Here is a 14,255-nt window from a genome sequence, read left to right on the forward strand (position 1 = left end):
TTACTGCAGCGGTTTTTCGTATTTGGTGTCGATCTGGATATGGCCGGTAAGGGCCGATATGCGCTTGATCAGTTCGGAGATGCCCTGAAGGGTCAGGAGGCCGAAGCCCGAGACGATCATGAGCTTTACGGGCCAACGGATGAGGCCGCCCGCATTCGAGGAGATTTCCCCCTCGTGAAAGGACAGTGCGAAGAATGGCCAGCACAGCCAAGTCAGGTAGATGCAGGCCGGCAGCAGCAGAAAGGTGAGGCCGAAGATGTCGATCCACAGCTTGCCGCGCTCGGAGGCCGATCCATAGATCAGGTCGACGCGGACATGCTCGTTGTTGCGCAGGGTATGCGAGGCTCCGAGGATGACCACGAAGGCGAAGAGATACCACTGGATCTCCAGCCAGCCGTTGGAGCTGTAGTTGATTGCATAGCGGACGATCGCATTGCCGGCGCTGATCAGACAGCACAACAATACGAGATACTCCGCAATTTTCCCGACGAATGCACTGACGGCGTCGATAGCCCGACTGAACGATAGCAGGATGCTCATTGTCTCCCCCTCTTGCAACTCTGTCATTAGATCAAGGCCGGTTTGCGCGCAACCGGTGAACCCCAACGTTTTCAGGGCTTTTCGTCTTATGTCTATATCGAAAACGGACAGTGCCGCTGCGGGAACGAGGCCTGTCGGGAGTGTCCCGAAAGATCGCCATTCCACGATGACATTTCCTCCCTGATCCGAAGTCGCCCCAAGCCAGTGCAGCCGGTCGGTTTGCGTTGGTCGGATCTTAAGGAATTGTCCGTTGATAAATTGCGATTTGTCAATTTATCGGGCAGGTTGTGTCGTGACGAGATTGTCGATTTTGTCGCGTAAGACGACGGCTGTGATCAATAATTGGAATAGGTTGCCTTTTTCATATGTCGGAAAGCGAATTTTAAACCGTCTTGCCTAACGTCGCCCACACCAAGGAGGCCATGGATGAAGGTTCGAAGCAGGAAGGTTGTGCCGACGGACGTTTATCTGTCCTTCGTCAGCTCGCTTTTCGAAAATCGCAATACGCTGTTTACGGGGATGGTCGTCCATATCCTGACGTTCCTTGCCATCTATTCGAAAAGCGGCGATGCCTTCTATCTCGCGCTCTGCGCCGGCTTCGTCATCGTCTTCGCCAACCGCATCTACTGGTTTTCGCGTTTCGAGCAGACGGACAAGTTGCAACTGACGCGGAGCGAAATACGCCTGTGGGAGCGGCGTTATGTGCTGGGGGCCGCTTCGACGGCTGCCATTCTCGGTACCGGCAGCGGCTACGCCATCTTCGTGCTGCAGGACAGTTTCGCCGAACTGGCAGCTATTGCCGTCACAATGGCCTCGATGGTCTCTGTCGTCGGGCGTAACTACGGTTCCCGCCTCGCCGTCGATCTTCAGACGCTCGCCTGTTGCCTGCCCATGGTCATCGGCAGTCTTCTCGCCCAGGATTTCTACAAGGCGCTCCTGTCCCTTATGCTCATTCCGTTCGGTCTGACGACGAGGGCCATGGCCAATGGGGTGCGGGAATTCCTCTACGCGAACGTCATCGCATCGCAGGAAATGGAGAAGATCGCAGGGCGCTTCGACACGGCTCTTACGAACATGACCCATGGGCTTGTCATGCTCGATCCGCACAATCGCATTGAGGTCATCAACCGCAAAGCCTGCGAACTCCTGCATCTCGGCGATCGCAAGCGGCTGACGAACTGCGATCTCGACGTGGTGCTGCGCTATGGCGTTCGCCACACCTTTGTCGACGGTTCTATGCCCAGCCTGATCCAGAAACAGCTGGCCCAGTTGATCGACGGTAGTACCTCCCGCGCGGTGATGCAGTTTTCCGAAGATCTCATCCTCGAGTTCTCGGCAAGCCGGCGTCCCGAGGGGGGCGTGGTGCTTATTTTCGAGGATGTGACGGCGCGTATCCGGGCCGACCGCAAGATCCTGCACATGGTGCGTTACGATTCGCTGACCGGTCTGCCGCAGCGCGCCTATTTCTGTGATCTGGTAAAAGACAAGGTCGCGCAGCAGGAGGACTTGGGGCAGGTCGGCTTCATGGTACTCGACGTGGACGAGTTCAAACATGTCAACGACATGAAGGGCCATATAACGGGCGACCGTCTGCTGGTCGCCATCGCAAACCGGCTTCTCGAGCTTGCCGCCGGCGAGGCGATCGTCGGGCACTTCGTCGGAGACCAGTTCGTGCTGTTCTTTCCCGGCCGCGAGGGGGAGCTTGATCTCGATACGCGGATGCGTTCGATTCATGAGCGCATTGCCGGCAGCTATGAAGTCGAGGGGCTGCATATCGCGGTAACCTTCTCCGCCGGTTGCGTGATTCTCGACAGTGCCGAATTCCGGATGGAGGAGTGGCAGATCAAGGCGGATCTGGCCCTCTACGAGGCCAAATCCCGCAGCAGGGGTCGTCTTGTCTTCTTCGCGGAGGAGATGGATGCCCGCTATGTGGAGCGGCAGAGGTTGAAGACGGACCTGCGCGTGGCCGTCGATGCCGGCGACATCAGCGTCGCCTATCAGCCGATGTTCAAGCCCGATGGCTCCGCACTGGAATGCTGCGAAGCGCTTGCCCGCTGGACGCATCCCGAGAAGGGGGCGATCCCCCCGAATGTCTTCATTCAGGTGGCCGAGGAGATGGGCATCGTTTCGGAAATCACCCGTCAGGTGATCATGAAGGCCTGCCGCGACTGCATGGCATGGCCGGAGCATATTTCCGTCTCCGTCAACCTCTCGATGCAGGACCTTCGCAACGAACTCATCATCGACACCGTGACCTCTGTGCTGGCCGAAACCGGCCTTGCACCGGGGCGGCTGCATCTTGAAGTCACCGAAAGCAGTCTGATCGAGGAATTGTCGACGGTGCGGCTGATCCTCGAGCAGTTGAGGGGCTACGGCATCACCATCGCCATCGACGATTTCGGTACGGGCTTCTCCAGCCTCAGCTATCTCGACACGCTGCCGGTCGACGTGGTCAAGATCGATCGCTCCTTCGTGCGCAACATCTGCGAGGATGTGCGTCGCCTCAACCTTCTGCGCGGCATCGTCACGCTTTCACGAGGTCTCAACCTGCAGATTGTGGTCGAGGGTGTGGAGACGCGGGAGCAACTGGCGCTGCTCATCAAGTATAATTGCGCCGATCTGATACAGGGCTATGTCTATTCGACGCCCATACCTTCCAGCGAGATCGAAGAACTCAGTCGGCTTGCCGAGAGCAAGCAGTTTGAGGCCCGCACCTACGTCGCCTGACCGCTCCAATCTTCGCGCGTTCCAATTTCTGACAGTTCATGCCCGCTTGTTGGCTCGTTCGTCGCCGAAGGTCTTCGCGCGAGCATCGGCGTTTACCAATTGTTAACCTTAACAAGGAATTAACGCGGGAACCCACTAATCCTAGCAGGTGTCTGAGGGGCATTCCCCGTGATAGCTATGCTTAACAATTCGTTAATCATCAGCGAGACGGCAAGAGCATGGCGCCTTCGGAAGGGGACGGATTCGCCCAGAGATTGATGCGAATACTCGATGACATCGAGTATCGTCGCATCGAGACCGGCGAAGACATGGAAGACATTGAGCGCCTGCGCTACAAGGCCTACAAGGCAGCCGAAGTGCTGCCGGTCTCGGCCTCCAGCCTCATTGACGAGGCCGACTTCGACGATCATGCTTATGTGTTCGGGGTGTATTATTTCGAGCAGCTTGTCAGCACCATCCGCCTGCATCATGTGACGCCGGACCATCGCGTCTCGCAATCGGCAGGCGTGTTTCCCGACGCCATGGAAAACTTCCTGAACGCCGGTCTTACGCTGATCGATCCGGCGCGGTTTGCTGCCGACCCCGCCGTTGCTGCGGAGCTGCCTGTCATTCCCTATATTACGCTGCGTCCGAGCATCGTTGCCGCCGCTTACTTCAAGGCCGATCGTGTGCTGCAGCATGTGCGCCCGGCGCATGCGGCCTTCTACAAGCGCGTGTTCTATGCCGATACCGTGGTCGAGCGCCGCATGGCCGATATCTATGGTTTCGAGCTTACGCTGCTCGCCACCAACACTCACACGACCGGCGACCGGCTCCTGCAACGCTATCCGTTTTTCGATTCCGGCGTCCATGAGCGACGGTTGATGTTCGAGCGTGGCGGCGAGCCGGCGCTCGCTCCGCTGACTGTGTTGCCATCGGCCCGGTTGGTTGCGAAGGGCTTCATCGCCGGTGCGGTCGCCGGGCTGGATTATTGACGCGTGCTATCTACCGTTCGTTAGGCCCGGGGGAGGGGCCGGATTGCGCTTGCCTGCGGCATTGTGTATCTCCTTACGTGGAGGCGACGCTTAGGGAGTCTCTGTCAGGCAGATAAGCGTCGCGGGTTTTGAGAGCGCCTGGAAAGCGCTTGCACGAGGGGAGATGAAGCATGAGTGAACATCACGCGGGTCCGGTCGAAACGGGAGCGCAGATGAACTACGCCGAGCATGAGAAGACCTATGATCTTTTCATTGCCGGCACGAAGTACGGAACGGCACTTCTGGTCGCCCTGATGATCGCCATGGCAGCGGGCTTCATTGGTGGCGCCGGCTTCTTCGGTGGCCTCCTTATCTTCATCGTCCTGAGCGCTGCCGGCATCTTCCTGCTGCGCTGAACATATCCCGGTACCGAGCGCCTCGATGCTTTCAGAAGCTTCCGATCCGTTTCTCTTTCGGCTGGCGGTGTTCGCACTGGCCGTCGTTGCCGGTCTCGCGCTCGGGGCTGGGACAAAGCGCGACTTTCGCAACACGCTCGTTCTGGCTGCGGGACTTCTCGCGGCGGCGTTGGCGGCGGCCTCCGTCTATGCCACGGGCAGACTGCCGAGTGGCATGGGCCGTACGATTGCCTTTATAGCTCTTGCTCTTTCATCGGCCGGGCTTGTGTCCGGCCTTATTCTTGCCTGGCGCACCGGCCCGGGATTTTCAGCTGAAGACAAGGGTGGGCGCAATGGGTAGTGGCCTGGCCGCGGTGGCGGAGCTTGCGGCGATTGCGTTCCTCATTTTTTCCATCGGCCGTGCCAACAGGTCGCATGCGCCGGGTAAGGCCGATTTCTGGCTCGTCGGCTTTGCGCTGACACTTTGCATCATGATTGGTCTTATGGCGGCGGAGCCGACGTTCGGCGGATGGCTGATCGGGTTTCTTGCTCTTGCCGTGGGCGGTAGCCTCGGTGGTTGGCTTGCGCTGGCAACGCCTTCGAAGAAAATAGCGCAATTGCTTGCCGGCCTGCTGGCCCTGCATGGATTGGTTGCCGTTCTGCTGTCGTTTTCCGTGGTGAATACCGGGCCGCTGTTCTGGGGCGACCGTATGATCGCAACCGAGTTCGAGCGCTCGCTAGGGACTGCTGTCGCAACCCTTTTTGGTGCTGCCGCATTTGGCGGAGGCATGTCGCTGGTGTTTCGTCGGCTGAGGTTCGGCCTGTCGAGGCGGCTTCATTCGCTTGAGCCGTTCCGGCTGGTTTTGGTCGGTCTGGCCGCGATTGCGCTCGTGTTGTTTGCAGTCTGGCTGGTGCCCGGCTTCTTCCTGCTGACGGCCATGCTTTCAACCGCAACGGGGATTGTCGTGGTGCTTTCCGCCGACGACCGCAAGCTGCCTCTTGCGGCTGTCGTGCTCACAGCCTTTGGTGGGCTCGCGACGGCGGCCATAGGCTTTGCCTTTGCCAGCATTGCGCTGATTGTTGCGGGTGGCTTGGCCGGGGCGATCATGATCGCCCGTTACCGGACGATGTGCCGCGAACACTCGCTTGGCCCCTTCTGCCTTATCGTCGAATAGGACGCGGGATAGCATTCCCTCCGATGAGCGCAGGCCGCGATAAGGCCCGTACACGAATACGAAAAAAGCGCTGCGGTCGGGTTCCGCAACGCTTGTTTTTGTTTGTCATTTTCTAAACGGTCGAAGCCAGTTTCTTGATCTGTCGGGGGAGATCAGACGCCGCCGCGGGTGCGGGCGAGGCCCTGCTTGGCGGGTGCGTATTTCGGGTCAAGCTGGAGTGCGTGCGAATAGGACTTGGCAGCGCGCGCCTTGTCGCCGCGGCGCTCGTAGATCAGCGCCTGGTTGGCCCAGGATTCTGCAATCCGGTCGTTCAGCTCGATCGCGTGGTTGAAGTCGGCGAATGCGTTTTCGTCGTCGTTCAGGGCGACATAGGAGACGCCGCGACCGTTATACGGCTCAGGCGAGCTCGGCGAGAGCGAGATTGCCTTCGAGAAATCGTCGATCGCCTTGTCGTGCTGGCCGCGCACCTGATAGATCAGGCCGCGATTGTGGTAGGCGCGGCCATCCGTGGTGTCGAGCTGGATGGCGCGGTTGAAATCGCTGAAGGCCTCATCGATGCGGCCAGCCTGGCGGTAGATGTTGCCGCGGCCGATATAGGCGACGTCGTAGTTCGCATTGATCTTGAGAGCGGCGTTATAGTCCGCTGCCGCTTCGACCGGCTTGCCCATATTGCGATAGACCAGCGCGCGGTTGGCGTAAGCCTGATAGAAATTGGGGTTCAGTTGCAATGCGACATTGAAGTCGGCCAGCGCCTTGCTGAACTGGCCGGCACGGCCGTAAGCCGATCCGCGGACGTTGTAGCCTTCCGGATCGTTCGGGTTGGTGCTGATGACCTGCGAGAGCGAGGCGATATTTTCCTGCGAGCCCTGATCGCGGTCGATCTTGATCATGTCCGACGTTTCGGTCGTCTGGCACCCTGCAAGGCCAAGAGCCGTGATCATTGCAACGGCAAGGCCACCGCGCCGAAGGCTGCGGGCGGAAAGGGTTTCGAGAGACTGAGAAAGAAGCTGTGCGGTCATGACTGCCATCGTTCGGACGCACCGTCCGCATCAGATTCTTGGCGGGGCAGCACGTGGAGCTGAATATCAAAAGAGCGGCGGCGAACCCTTCGCCTCCGCCCTTAGATCATCGGAAAACGTCCAAAAAACGACCGATCAACGGCCGGGACGTGCCGCAATGAGGCCTTCGCGCTGGGCGCGCTTGCGGGCCAGCTTGCGAACGCGGCGAACGGCTTCAGCCTTTTCGCGGGCGCGCTTTTCCGAGGGCTTCTCGTAGTAATCGCGCATCTTCATTTCGCGGAAAACGCCTTCGCGCTGGAGCTTTTTCTTGAGAGCGCGGAGCGCCTGATCAACGTTGTTGTCGCGGACAAGTACCTGCACGTCTATCCCGTTCCTTAGGTTTTGAGTTGGCAATCCGCCGATATCCGAGTCGACGGAAATAGTATAGCTTCGCTCAGCCAGAAGGCCGTCGATTGGGGACGCCAATTATCAGATCACGTCATGGAAGTCCATACGGAGACTGCTAGCCCTGCGGATAAAAAAGTTTGCAGCGCTTGAGGATAAGTCGGGCGTGTCGAAAGCCGGTCGTCAATGCGTCGCAAAATGACCGTCATGACGCATATTGATTTGCGACTTGTTTGGTCCTACCCAATTGCCTGAACCTACAGGAGTTTGAGGCGAATGCGCAAATATTCGGTCTTTGCCGTAGCACGCGAGGCGCTCCGTGCCCATAAGGGCTGGGAGGCCCAGTGGGTCTCTCCCGAGCCGCGCCAGTCCTACGACGTCATCATCATCGGTGGCGGCGGCCACGGTCTCGGAGCAGCCTACTACCTTGCCAAGGAGCACGGCATCACCAATGTCGCGGTGATTGAGAAGGGTTGGCTCGGCGGCGGCAATACCGGCCGAAACACCACGATCATCCGGTCCAACTATCTCTATGAAGAAAGCATGGACATTTTCGAGCACTCGCTGAAGCTCTGGGAAGGGCTGAGCCAGGAGCTCAACTATAACGTCATGTACTCGCCGCGCGGCGTTCTGATGCTGTCGCACAATGTCCATGACATGCAGTCCTTCAAGCGCCACATCAATGCCAACAACCTCTACGGTATCGACAATGAGTGGCTGACGCCGGAGCAGGCGAGGGATTTTTGCCCGCCGCTCGACATTTCCAAGACGGCGCGCTTCCCGATCAATGGCGCGGCACTCCAGCGCCGCGGCGGCACGGCTCGTCACGATGCGGTGGCATGGGGTTATGCCCGCGCGGCTTCCGACCGTGGCGTTCACATCATTCAGAACACCGAGGTCACCGGCATCCGCCGCGGGCCGAATGGAGAGGTGACGGGCGTCGATACGACGCGCGGTTTCATCGGCGCGAAGAAGATCGGTGTTTCGGCCTCGGGTCACAACACGGTCGTCATGGGAATGGCCGGCGTGCGCGTGCCGCTGATGAGCCAACCGCTGCAGGCTCTGGTGTCCGAGCCGATGAAGCCGATCTTCCCCTGCGTGGTCATGTCCAACACGGTGCATGCCTATATCTCCCAGTCGGACAAGGGCGAGTTCGTCATCGGCGCGGGTACCGACCAGTACAATTCCTATTCGCAGACCGGCGGCCTGCAGATCATCACGCACACGCTGGATGCCATCTGCGAGCTTTTCCCGATGTTCCGTCGCGTCAAGATGATGCGCCAGTGGGGTGGCATCACCGACAACACCTCCGACCGTTCGCCGATCCAGAGCGTGACGCCGGTTCCGGGCCTCTTCGTCAATTGCGGCTGGGGTACCGGCGGCTTCAAGGCGACGCCGGGCTCGGCGAACCTCTTCGCCCATCTGATCGCCCGGGGCGAACCCCATCGCCTTGCCGCTGGCCTGACGCTCGACCGTTTCCGCACCGGCCGTCTGATCGACGAGGCGGCAGCGGCCGCCGTGGCGCACTGATTTCGAAGGATCGCCCATCATGCTGATCATCAAATGCCCATATTGCGAAGAAGAGCGCTCCGAGCTCGAGTTTCGCTCCGCCGGCGAGGCGCATATCGTCCGCCCGGCCAACATCGCCGACATCTCCGATGAGGAATTCGCCGAATTCTTCTTCTTCCGCGACAACCCGAAGGGCCTCATCTTCGAACGCTGGCGCCACATGAGCGGCTGCGGTCGCTTCTTCAACGCGGTTCGCGACACCGTCAGCGACAAGATCCACCTGACCTACAAGGCCGGTGAGCCGAAGCCGGATGTTTCCGCCTTCCTCCCGTCCGCCGACCAGAAGGGAGCGTCGAAATGAGCGGCGCCAATCGTATCGCCGGCAAGGGTCGCCTGACGCCCGCCCGCACCGCACGCTTCACCATCGACGGTCGCAGCCTGACCGCATTCGAGGGCGATACCGTCGCCTCCGCCATGCTGGCCAATGGCATGCACCTCGCCGGACGCTCGTTCAAGTATCACCGTCCGCGCGGCATTCTGACCGCCGGTCCGGAAGAGCCGAACGCGTTGCTCGACATTTCCCGTGACGCTGCCCGTCGGCAGCCGAACGTCCGCGCCACCGTGCAGGAAGTGTTCGACGGCATGAAGGTCGAGACGCAGAACCGCTGGCCGTCGCTATCGCTCGACATTGGCGAGATCAACGACTTCTTCTCGCCTTTCTTCGCAGCCGGCTTTTACTACAAGACCTTCATGTGGCCGAAGAGCTTCTGGCATTCGGTCTATGAGCCCTTTATCCGTCGCGCTGCCGGTCTCGGCGTCGCGCCGAAGGAAGAAGATCCCGATCACTATTCCACCCGTTACGTGCATTGCGACGTCCTTGTCGTCGGTGGCGGAGCGGCAGGCCTTTCTGCTGCGGTTGCCGCCGCGGAAACCGGCGCGAAGGTCATTCTCTGCGACGAGCAGCCGGAAGTCGGCGGCGCCTTCCATTACGACATCGGTGCAACCGTCGACGGCCAGAACGGCTATGACTGGGCTCAGGCGACGGCGGCGCGGCTGAAGGCCATGCCGAACGTTCAGGTCCTGACCCGTACGACCGCCTTCGGATACTACAACCACAATTTCGTCGGGCTGGTCGAGCGCGTGACCGATCATATCGCCAAGCCCTCGAAGACCGCGCCGCGAGAGCGGCTCTGGCAGGTGCGGGCGAAGAAGGTGGTTCTTGCCACCGGCTCCATCGAACGGCACATGGTCTTCGCGAACAATGACCGCCCCGGCATCATGCTGGCTTCGGCCGCCCGCACCTATCTCAACCACTACGGCGTCGCCGTCGGTGCCAAGGTCGGTGTCTATGCCGCGCACGATTCGGCCTATGAAGCTGCGATCGACCTGCGCAAGGCGGGCGTCACCATCGCTGCAATCGTCGATTGCCGCGAAAAGCCCGGCGAGAAGGTGCTGACGGAAGCCCGTTCGCTCGGCATCGAGGTGCTGACCGGTCATTATGTCGCCGACACCTCAGGTCGACTGCGCGTCCGCTCCATGTCGGTCAAGCGCAATGGCGGCGGTTCTGCCCGCAAGATCGAGGTCGATGCACTGATCGTTTCGGCCGGCTGGACGCCTTCGGTCCACCTGTTCTCGCAGTCACGCGGCAAGCTGAAGTTCGATGCGATCAACGATCGCTTCCTGCCGGACATCTACGTTCAGGACAGCATCTGCATCGGCACCTGCAACGGTGTCGACGATCTGCAGGCGATCCTCGATGAAGGCTCGGCCGCAGGCGCTGCCATGGCCAAGGCCGCAGGTGCGGCCGGTTCGGCTCCGCAGGCGCCCACCGGCGTCAATGCTTTCGGCTGGACCGGCGGTATGATCGGCGCGGCGGAAGGTGCGGGACGCGACAGCAACGTCAAGGCGTTCATCGACTTCCAGCATGACGTCTGCGCCAAGGACATCCGCCTTGCCGTTCGCGAGGGCATGCACTCGATCGAGCACATCAAGCGCTTCACCACCAACGGCATGGCGTCGGATCAGGGCAAGCTTTCCAACATGCACGGCCTTGCTATTGCTGCGGAAATGCTCGGCAAGGAAATCCCGAAGGTCGGTCTCACCACCTTCCGCGCGCCCTATACGCCGGTGACCTTCGGTACGCTGATCAACCATTCGCGTGGCGACCTGTTCGACCCCACCCGCAAGACGCCGATGCACGATCTTGAAACGTCGCTCGGCGCCGAGTTCGAGGATGTCGGCAACTGGAAGCGCGCCTGGTACTATCCGCGTCCGGGTGAAGACATGCATGCCGCGGTCAACCGCGAGTGTAAGACGGTTCGCGAGACTGCCGGCGTGTTCAACGCGACCACGCTCGGCAAGATCGAGGTCGTTGGCCCGGATGCAGCCGAGTTCCTGAACCTGATGTACACCAATGCCTGGGACACGCTGAAGCCCGGCAAATGCCGCTACGGCATCATGACCCGCGACGACGGCTTCATCTACGACGACGGCGTCGTCGGTCGCCTCGCTGAAGACCGCTTCCATGTGACGACCACGACGGGCGGTGCGCCGCGCGTGCTGAACCACATGGAAGACTATCTGCAGACCGAGTTCCCGCATCTCAAGGTGTGGCTGACGTCTGCGACCGAGCAGTGGGCGGTCATCGCCGTTCAGGGTCCGAAGGCACGCGACATCATCGCGCCCTTTGTCGAAGGCATCGACATCTCGAACGAGGCCTTCCCGCACATGAGCATTGCCGAGGGCAAGTTCTGCGGCGTGCCGACCCGTCTCTTCCGCGTGTCGTTTACCGGCGAAGTCGGTTTCGAAATCAACGTTCCGGCCGATTACGGTTCGGCCGTGTTCGAGGCGATCTGGAAGCGTGCGGAAAGCCTCGGCGCCTGCCTCTACGGTACCGAGACCATGCACGTCCTGCGTGCCGAGAAGGGCTACCTGATTGTCGGCCAGGATACCGATGGTACGGTCACGCCTGACGATGCCGGTTATGGCTGGGCTGTCTCCAAAAAGAAGAAGGATTTCGTCGGTATTCGCGGTCTGAAGCGCCCCGACCTCGTCCGGACGGGCCGCAAACAGCTCGTCGGCCTTCTGACCAAGGATCCGAAGGAAGTGCTGGAGGAGGGCGGCCAGATCGTCGCCAATCCGAACCAGCCGAAGCCGATGACCATGCTGGGTCACGTTACTTCTTCCTACTGGTCGGAAAATCTCGGCCGTTCGATTGCGCTTGCCGTCGTCGTCGACGGGCGCGCCAGGAAGGGCGAAACGCTTTACGTGCCGATGAAGGATAAGACCATCGCGGTCGAAGTGACCGACACGGTATTCTTTGACAAGGAAGGGGGACGCATCAATGGCTGATGCTACCGTCGCTGAACGCAAGACCGTTCTTTCCGGCTTCCATGGCGGTTCGCCCCTGGTCAAGCTGACGCCTGCCGAGCCTGCCGCCCGTGTCGCACTTCGTGCTGGCGCGGACGAAGTGGCGGCTCTTTCCAAGAGCCTCGGCGTCAAGCTGCCGGTCAAGCCCAAGACATCCGCCTCGGGCAAGGGGCGGCTCGCCTTCTGGCTCGGCCCGGACGAATGGCTGCTGATCGACGAGAAGGGTAACGACCTGATGGCCGATTGCGCGGCGTCGGGCGTTGCTCACTCGGCAACCGATGTCTCCCATCGCAACACGGCGATCATCGTCTCCGGCAAGGGCGCGGTGAATGCACTCAATGCCGGCTGCCCGCAGGATCTGTCGCTCGCCATCTTCCCGGTCGGTGCCGTCAGCCGCACGGTGTTCGGCAAGATCGAGATCGTGCTCTACCGGATCGACGAGGAGACCTTCCGCGTCGAGTGCTGGCGCTCGTTTGCGGAATATGCATTCGGCCTGCTGGCTGAAGCTGCCGAAGACGCGGCCTGATAAAACTGACAAACTTTCGGGCTGGCCGGGGATCTACAGGAGACCCGGCCAGCCTTTCCATTTGATCCAGCGGCCATGAAAATCGGCACGGCCGATCTCGTGTCTTTCGCCGCCCGGCCAGACCTGCAATGTGATGGCCGCGCCGTCCGGTCTGCCATCGGCTTCCAGCTGCAATCGCGCGACAGGTGCATCATCCGTGGCGCGGGAACCGGCCTCCGTGATCAGGGCTTCTCCCCGACGTTTCAGCTCTTCCGGCAGGTATTGCCAGGCAATCGTGTGATAGACGACATGAACCGCGCCGGGGCGGGAGGTCGCGAGCCGCTTTTCCAGCCATTCGATCGCATCGGTCTTTTCGACGGTGAGGCGATTTTCCACGGCGATCCCGAGCGCATGGCGGGTGCGCTCCAGACGATCGTTCTGGTCGGCCCAGATGTAGGACATCAGGCGAAGCCGGTCTTCGGGCGAGGCCGGGTCAAGCGGATTGAGATCGCATCCGGATCGTTCCGCGACATGGATTTCTGCCGGTGGAGGGGGAGGTCCCAGCCATTCCGGCTTCAGCGATACGGATGATTCCGGTCCCCAGGTGAAATCACCAAGGCGATAGGAATAACGATCCCATTGCAGGTTGAGGCCGGCGCTTGCTCCGACTTCGGACAGGACGAGCGGCTTGCCGAACAGTCGTGCAATCGTCAGGAACCCGGGCAGAAGGGCAGCCGAGCGGCGTACCTCGTTGGTTTGCGGGGCGGAACGCAGGCGTTCCAGGATGAATGCCTCGTCGCGCTTGAAGGCTGCCTTGCAGGCTTGCCACAGGGTTTCGTCGTCAACGATGTTGGGCGGATAGGTCGCGGCGATAGAGGCGTCCAAACCGGAGAGCACCAGCGCGTGAAGGGACCCCGCGAGACGCAGCGCGAGAGCATCGCCGGTGCCGGTCGGGTCGCCCTGCCAGTTCAGGATGCGTCTTCCGACCTCCGTATCGTCATCCAGCCTTTCAGCCACCAGAGTGCAGAGCCGCGCGGTGAAGGGAGAGCCGAGATCGTTGCATGCGCTTGCCTGTCGCAGGAAGGACTGAAGAACGATATCGGTCTCTGCCATTGTCAAACTCCTTCGGGACGATCCTTCGGGTCGAACTGCACGATGGTGATCCATGTGGCGGTCAGCGCCGGCTTCTTCTCTCCCTCGATCTCGATGCTGACGTCATAGGTGGTCATCACCATGCCGGCGCCACGGAAGCGGGCGTCGGATAGCACGAAGTGGCCGCGGATGCGCTTGCCGCAGCGGACCGGCGACATGAAGCGGATCTTGTCGAAGCCGTAGTTGATGCCCATCGTCTGCTCGCGGATCTTCGGCAGGCAGTCGTAGTTCATCGCTGAGAGAAGCGAAAGGGTCAGAAAACCGTGGGCGATGGTGCCGCCGAACGAGGTCTCTGCGGCCGCGCGCGCGGGATCGACATGGATGAACTGATGGTCGTTGGTCGCGCCGGCAAAGGCGTCGATCATCGTCTGGTCTACTGTGATCCAGCTCGAAAGCCCGATCTCCTCTCCGACCAGGCCGGGGATCTGCGACAGTGAAATCTCAACGGGCACGAGAACCTCATCGAATTGGCAAATCAGAATGCTTACAGCGGCTTGGCAGGCGCACTACCATGGCCTTGGAGTACA

Annotated in this window: 14 protein-coding genes; 9 read left to right on the forward strand and 5 right to left on the reverse strand. The window is 60.7% G+C overall.

All coding sequences use genetic code 11. From position 1 onward, the window contains the following. Positions 1 to 540 carry a TRAP transporter small permease subunit gene (locus NBH21_RS16850; RefSeq protein ID WP_250915400.1) on the reverse strand — a complete coding sequence of 180 codons (540 nt, stop codon included), beginning with the start codon at positions 538 to 540 and terminating at the stop codon, positions 1 to 3. Positions 541 to 966: 426 nt separating this feature from the next. On the opposite strand from NBH21_RS16850, the gene NBH21_RS16855 reads away from it, so the two are divergent. From NBH21_RS16855 to NBH21_RS16875, 5 genes are all read left to right on the forward strand, one after another. Then, positions 967 to 3,267, forward strand: a complete 2,301-nt coding sequence (locus NBH21_RS16855) for a putative bifunctional diguanylate cyclase/phosphodiesterase (protein ID WP_250915401.1) — start codon at positions 967 to 969, stop codon at positions 3,265 to 3,267. A 257-nt stretch (positions 3,268 to 3,524) separates the two neighbouring features. After that, positions 3,525 to 4,241 (forward strand): N-acyl amino acid synthase FeeM domain-containing protein, encoded by a 717-nt coding sequence (locus NBH21_RS16860; protein ID WP_250915402.1) that lies wholly within the window; start codon positions 3,525 to 3,527, stop codon positions 4,239 to 4,241. Positions 4,242 to 4,411: 170 nt separating this feature from the next. Then, the gene (locus tag NBH21_RS16865) at positions 4,412 to 4,636 is read left to right on the forward strand and encodes an aa3-type cytochrome c oxidase subunit IV (protein WP_250915403.1); all 225 of its coding nucleotides are present in this window, start codon (positions 4,412 to 4,414) and stop codon (positions 4,634 to 4,636) included. Between the two features lie 25 nt (positions 4,637 to 4,661). Beyond that, positions 4,662 to 4,976 carry a hypothetical protein gene (locus NBH21_RS16870; protein WP_250915404.1) on the forward strand — a complete coding sequence of 105 codons (315 nt, stop codon included), beginning with the start codon at positions 4,662 to 4,664 and terminating at the stop codon, positions 4,974 to 4,976. Further along, positions 4,969 to 5,790 carry an NAD(P)(+) transhydrogenase (Re/Si-specific) subunit beta gene (locus tag NBH21_RS16875; RefSeq protein ID WP_250915405.1) on the forward strand — a complete coding sequence of 274 codons (822 nt, stop codon included), beginning with the start codon at positions 4,969 to 4,971 and terminating at the stop codon, positions 5,788 to 5,790. Before NBH21_RS16870 ends, NBH21_RS16875 begins: the two co-directional genes overlap by 8 nt. A gap of 152 nt (positions 5,791 to 5,942) precedes the next feature. On the opposite strand, the gene NBH21_RS16880 is transcribed toward NBH21_RS16875, so the two are convergent. Both NBH21_RS16880 and rpsU read right to left on the reverse strand, forming a co-directional pair. Continuing rightward, positions 5,943 to 6,731, reverse strand: a complete 789-nt coding sequence (locus tag NBH21_RS16880; protein WP_250915509.1) for a tetratricopeptide repeat protein — start codon at positions 6,729 to 6,731, stop codon at positions 5,943 to 5,945. Positions 6,732 to 6,944: 213 nt separating this feature from the next. Next, the gene (gene rpsU, locus NBH21_RS16885) at positions 6,945 to 7,169 is read right to left on the reverse strand and encodes a 30S ribosomal protein S21 (RefSeq protein ID WP_250915406.1); all 225 of its coding nucleotides are present in this window, start codon (positions 7,167 to 7,169) and stop codon (positions 6,945 to 6,947) included. 300 nt (positions 7,170 to 7,469) lie between these two features. Between rpsU and NBH21_RS16890 the strand changes: the two genes are divergently transcribed. From NBH21_RS16890 to NBH21_RS16905, 4 genes are read left to right on the forward strand one after another with little or no spacing between them, the layout of a single operon-like run. Next, complete coding sequence (locus NBH21_RS16890) at positions 7,470 to 8,723, forward strand: sarcosine oxidase subunit beta family protein (RefSeq protein WP_250915407.1); 1,254 nt, start codon at positions 7,470 to 7,472, stop codon at positions 8,721 to 8,723. Positions 8,724 to 8,742: 19 nt separating this feature from the next. Next, the gene (locus NBH21_RS16895) at positions 8,743 to 9,063 is read left to right on the forward strand and encodes a sarcosine oxidase subunit delta family protein (protein ID WP_099058842.1); all 321 of its coding nucleotides are present in this window, start codon (positions 8,743 to 8,745) and stop codon (positions 9,061 to 9,063) included. Further along, the gene (locus NBH21_RS16900; protein ID WP_250915408.1) at positions 9,060 to 12,053 is read left to right on the forward strand and encodes a sarcosine oxidase subunit alpha; all 2,994 of its coding nucleotides are present in this window, start codon (positions 9,060 to 9,062) and stop codon (positions 12,051 to 12,053) included. The genes NBH21_RS16895 and NBH21_RS16900 overlap by 4 nt, the downstream gene beginning before the upstream one ends. Continuing rightward, on the forward strand, positions 12,046 to 12,597 hold the full coding sequence (locus NBH21_RS16905; RefSeq protein WP_250915409.1) for a sarcosine oxidase subunit gamma: 552 nt from the start codon (positions 12,046 to 12,048) through the stop codon (positions 12,595 to 12,597). The genes NBH21_RS16900 and NBH21_RS16905 overlap by 8 nt, the downstream gene beginning before the upstream one ends. A gap of 33 nt (positions 12,598 to 12,630) precedes the next feature. Here the strand turns inward: NBH21_RS16905 and NBH21_RS16910 are convergent, their stop codons facing one another. Continuing rightward, positions 12,631 to 13,689, reverse strand: a complete 1,059-nt coding sequence (locus tag NBH21_RS16910; RefSeq protein ID WP_250915410.1) for a DUF2332 domain-containing protein — start codon at positions 13,687 to 13,689, stop codon at positions 12,631 to 12,633. 2 nt (positions 13,690 to 13,691) lie between these two features. Next, on the reverse strand, positions 13,692 to 14,180 hold the full coding sequence (locus tag NBH21_RS16915) for a MaoC family dehydratase (RefSeq protein ID WP_250915411.1): 489 nt from the start codon (positions 14,178 to 14,180) through the stop codon (positions 13,692 to 13,694). Between the last annotated feature and the right edge of the window lie 75 nt (positions 14,181 to 14,255).

The organism is Ciceribacter sichuanensis (assembly GCF_024055605.1).
In the GTDB taxonomy this organism is placed as follows: Bacteria; Pseudomonadota; Alphaproteobacteria; order Rhizobiales; family Rhizobiaceae; genus Allorhizobium; species Allorhizobium sichuanense.